At 72.3% G+C, this 4,088-nt stretch carries 3 protein-coding genes; all 3 read right to left on the bottom strand.

What is annotated here, in order from left to right:
* Nucleotides 1-139: 139 nt before the first annotated feature.
* The 3 genes from PLJ28_RS06765 to PLJ28_RS06755 all read right to left on the bottom strand — a co-directional run bounded on the left by PLJ28_RS06765 (nt 140) and on the right by PLJ28_RS06755 (nt 4,086).
* Nucleotides 140-1,558 carry an MFS transporter gene (locus PLJ28_RS06765; protein ID WP_324589997.1) on the bottom strand — a complete coding sequence of 473 codons (1,419 nt, stop codon included), beginning with the start codon at nt 1,556-1,558 and terminating at the stop codon, nt 140-142.
* Between the two features lie 97 nt (nt 1,559-1,655).
* Complete coding sequence (locus PLJ28_RS06760; RefSeq protein WP_324590001.1) at nt 1,656-2,864, bottom strand: M20 family metallopeptidase; 1,209 nt, start codon at nt 2,862-2,864, stop codon at nt 1,656-1,658.
* 10 nt (nt 2,865-2,874) lie between these two features.
* Entirely contained in the window at nt 2,875-4,086 is a 1,212-nt protein-coding gene (locus PLJ28_RS06755; protein WP_324589996.1) for a M24 family metallopeptidase, read from the bottom strand.
* Nucleotides 4,087-4,088: the final 2 nt, after the last annotated feature.

Below are 4,088 nucleotides of genomic sequence, written 5' to 3'. Positions count from 1 at the left end.
GGTACTGACCTGACACCGCTGCGCCTCGGGCCCACACCGGGCCCGAGCCAGCGCATGTACGACGCCCGGCGGGGAGCTCCCCGCCGGGCGTCGTGCGTGCAGGGCGCCGGCCCAGGGGACCCGGGCCGGTCGGACGGAACTATCCGAGGGCCCGCGCGGGGGCGGGGACGGGGGCGGCTGCCGCGCCGGTCCCGGGGATCTCCGTGCCGCGCAGGGAGACCCCGGCCGTCTCGCGCATGAACCGCACGGCGATGAGCCCGATGACGCAGGCACCCATCATGTAGTACGCCGGGACCAGCGGGTTGCCGGTGGTGGCGATGAGGGCCTCGTTGGCGATCGGGGCGGTGCCCCCGAAGACGGCGGTGGCGACGTTGTAGGTGATGGCGAAACCGGCGAAGCGCACCTGGGTGGGGAACATGGCCGGGAAGGTGGCCGAGATGGTGGCCAGCTGGGGGATGAAGAGCAGGCCCAGCACGGCGAAGCCCAGCAGCGCCCACCAGAAGCCGTTGGCCATGAGCGTGTACATCGGAATGGCCAGCACGAACAGGCCGATCAGCGAGCCGTACCACATCGGCTTCCGGCCGACGCGGTCCGAGAGGGCCCCGGCGAAGGGCACGACCAGCATCATGGCGAACTGCGCCACGAACATGATGGTCAGCACCGTCTGGGCGTCCATGCCGGTCTGGCCCTCCAGGTAGGTCGGCATGTAGCTCAGCAGCGTGTAGTGCACCACGTTGAGGGCCACGACCAGGCCGGCCATCGTGAGCATGGGGCGCCAGTACCGGCTGACCAGGTCCTTGAGCGCCGTCCCGGTGGAGGACTCGGCCTGGCCCGCCTCCTCGAGCTCCAGGAACACCGGTGAGTCCGCCAGCTTGGAGCGCAGGTACAGGCCGATCAGGCCCATCGGCCCGGCGAGCAGGAACGGGATCCGCCAGCCCCAGTCCGCCATGGCCTCCTCGCCGATGGCCATGCCGGACAGCAGGACCACCAGCGAGCCGAGCGCGAAGCCCCCGAGGGTGCCGAACTCCAGGAAGCTGCCGAAGAAGCCCCGCTTCCGGTCCGGGGAGTACTCGGCCATGAACGTCGCCGCTCCGCCGTACTCGCCACCGGTGGAGAAGCCCTGGATCATGCGCAGCACGACCAGCAGGACCGGCGCGGCGAGGCCGATGGTCGCGTAGGTGGGCAGCAGGCCGATGCAGAAGGTCGCCCCGGCCATCAGGATGATCGTCAGCGCCAGGATCCTCTTCCGACCGAGCCGGTCACCGAGCGGCCCCCAGAACAGCCCGCCCAGCGGCCGGACGAGGAAGGACAGGGCGAACGTGCTCAGGGCGAGCAGCGTGCCGGCCTCCCCGGGGAAGAAGTTCTGCGTCAGGTAGACGACCGAGACGGCATACACGCCGTAGTCGAACCATTCGGTGGCGTTGCCGAGCGCCGAGGCCGCGACGGCGCGGTGGACCGTCCGGGTGTCCGGGGCCGCGGGGACGGCCGCGGCCGGTGACGGGTCCGCACCGCCCTCCGGGCGGCCGGGGGTGTGCTGTGTCTGGTCGAGGTGTGTCATGACAGCCTTCAGGGGGAGGGGTGGCGCCCTGGAGGGCGCCCGGGTGCGGGTGATGAGGGGACATGCGGGAATCGGCGACGGTCCGTGCGAGGCGCCGTCAGGGGGAGAGCATGCGCAGGGCGGTCAGCACGTAGGCACGCGCCGCGAGTTCCAGTTCCTCGACGGCCACGGACTCGTCGACCTGGTGCGCTTGGTCGTTCAGCCCACCGGGACCCATGACCACGGTGGGAACGCCGAGGTCCTGGGCCACGAAGCCGCCGTCGCAGGCCGCGGACCACCCGCCGATGGAGTCGGGGCCGCCCACGGTCCGGACCGCTCCGTGCACCGCCTCCACGAGCGGGTGCTCCCGGGGAGTGCGGAACCCCGGCATGGACATGGTGACGGTGCCGTTCAGGGAGATCCCGTCACCGGTGATGCCGGCCCGGTCGGCGGCGGCGAGCAGGCCGGACAGGATGGCCTCGGGCTCCTCACCGGGCATCAGCCGCCGATCGAGCCAGAGGTGGCACTGCGCGGCGACCATCGAGGTGGCCCGGCCGCCGTCGATCCGGCCGATGTTCCAGGTCGCCGAGCCCAGCAACGGGTCGGGAGTGCGGGCGTGGGCCTCGTGGTCCTCGCGGACCAGGGCGAGCAGGCGGGACGCGGCGTCGATGGCGTTGCGGCCGTCCTCGGGGCGTCCGGAGTGGGCGGGCACACCGGTGACGGTCACCTCGAGATAGGCGTCCCCGCGGCACGCGATGACCGTCTGCAGGTCGGTGGGCTCGGCCACGACGCACCCGGCGAAGGTCCGGCCGAGGCCACGCGTAGTGAGGTGGCGGATGCCCAGGCCCAGGTCCTCCTCGTCCACGGTGCAGGCCAGGCGCACCGGCCCCGTCAGCGGCGCCCCGGCGCGGCGCAGGGCGTCCATGGCCACGAGCACGGCCGCCAGGCCGCCCTTCATGTCGGTGGCTCCCCGGCCGAAGACCCGGCCGCCGTCCACGACGGACCGGAACGGCTCACGGGACCACCCGGGTCCTGCCGGCACCACGTCGGAATGGCCCAGGAACAACAGTCCGGGTCCCTCGCCCACGGCCCCGCCGGGGGCCAGCTCCACGTCCACGTTCGGTCGCTGCGGTGCCGCGTCGTCCGTGCGCACCGCCAGCCCGCGGGCGAGCCCGGCCGTGGCCAGCACGCGGGCCGTCTCCTGCTCGGTGCTGCCGGGGTTCTCCCCGCCGGCGTCGATCAGGGCACGCGTCAGGTCCACCAGTCCGTCGAGGTCGAGGAGGTCCAGGACCGCGCGCTCACGCGGGGTACAGGCCAGCTGGTCCATGGTCACGGGATCACTTCCTGACCAGCTGCCGGGGGAAGGAGGTGAAGGTCTCCACTCCCGTGCCCGTGACGCGGATCGACTCGGACACCTCGTAGCCGTAGCCGGTCATCCACATCCCGCAGATCAGGTGGAACGTCATGTTCTCGGCCAGCACGTTCTCGTCTTCGGAGCGGATGCTCACGGTGCGCTCGCCCCAGTCCGGGGGATAACCGATGCCGATGGAGTACCCCAGCCGGCTCGGCTTCTCCAGCCCGTACTGGGCCAGCGTCAGGTTCCACGCGCGGGACATCTCCCGCACCGGGACGCCCGCGGCGGTGACGTCGAGCACGGCCTGCAGACCGGCGGCGACCGCCTCCTCCAGCAGGAGCAGCTCGCTCGGGGGAGTGCCGAGCATCACCGTGCGCGCCAGGGGCACGTGATAGCGCCGGTGCGCTCCGGCCAGCTCCACCACGACCGCGTCCCCCTCACCCAGGACGCGGTCCGACCAGGTCAGGTGGGGGGTGTCCGCGGACCGGCCGGTGGGCAGCATGGGGACGATGGCCGGGAAGTCACCCCAGGCCTCCCCGTCGCCCTCCGCCTGGGCGGCGGCGATCCTGGACGCCACGAGGTGCTGGGCGGCCCCGGGCTCGATCGCGTCGATGGCCGCCCGCATGGCGGCGGTCGTGACGCGCGCCGCGGTGCGCATGTACTGGATCTCGGCCTCGGACTTGACCGCCCGTACCCAGTTGACCAGTTCGAAGCTGTCCACGAGGGTCCACTCGGGCAGCGCGTTGACCAGGGCGCGGTAGGCCTTCGGTGCGAAGAAGTGGGCGTCCATCTCCAGGCCGATGCAGCCGGTCGCGGCCGGTGCGACCAGTCCCCGCCGTCGCAGGGCGACGGCCACCCAGTCGAAGGGGTGGACGTGGGGCTGGTGGACGTACTGCTCCGGGTAGCCGATGATCTGGTCCTCCGGCAGCCAGGAGGTGCGGAACGCGCCCTGGGCGTCCATCTCCCGCAGGAACAGCAGCATCTCGCCCTGCGCGGGGACGAAGAGCATCTGCGGGGTGTAGAAGGACCAGGCGTCGTAACCGCTCAGGTAGAAGATGTTCGCGGGATCGGTCACCACCAGCGCGCTGAGGCCCTGACGGGCCATCCGCTCGCGCACCGCCGCCAACCGCTGGCCGTACTCGGCGGCGGAGAACATCGGCACGCGCACGTCGGGGTCTGCGGGCGGCGCGGTCACGG

The sequence above is a fragment of the Citricoccus sp. genome (genome assembly GCF_035445025.1).
In the GTDB taxonomy this organism is placed as follows: domain Bacteria; phylum Actinomycetota; class Actinomycetes; order Actinomycetales; family Micrococcaceae; genus Citricoccus.
The sequence above is the reverse complement of the archived record's forward strand: the minus strand, read 5'-3'. Positions and strand labels throughout refer to the sequence as shown.

Coding starts and splice junctions, on each gene's coding strand:
- PLJ28_RS06765 (WP_324589997.1), bottom strand. CDS start 1,558: ATGACACACCTCGACCAGACACAGCACACCCCCGGCCGCCCGGAGGGC.
- PLJ28_RS06760 (WP_324590001.1), bottom strand. CDS start 2,864: ATGGACCAGCTGGCCTGTACCCCGCGTGAGCGCGCGGTCCTGGACCTC.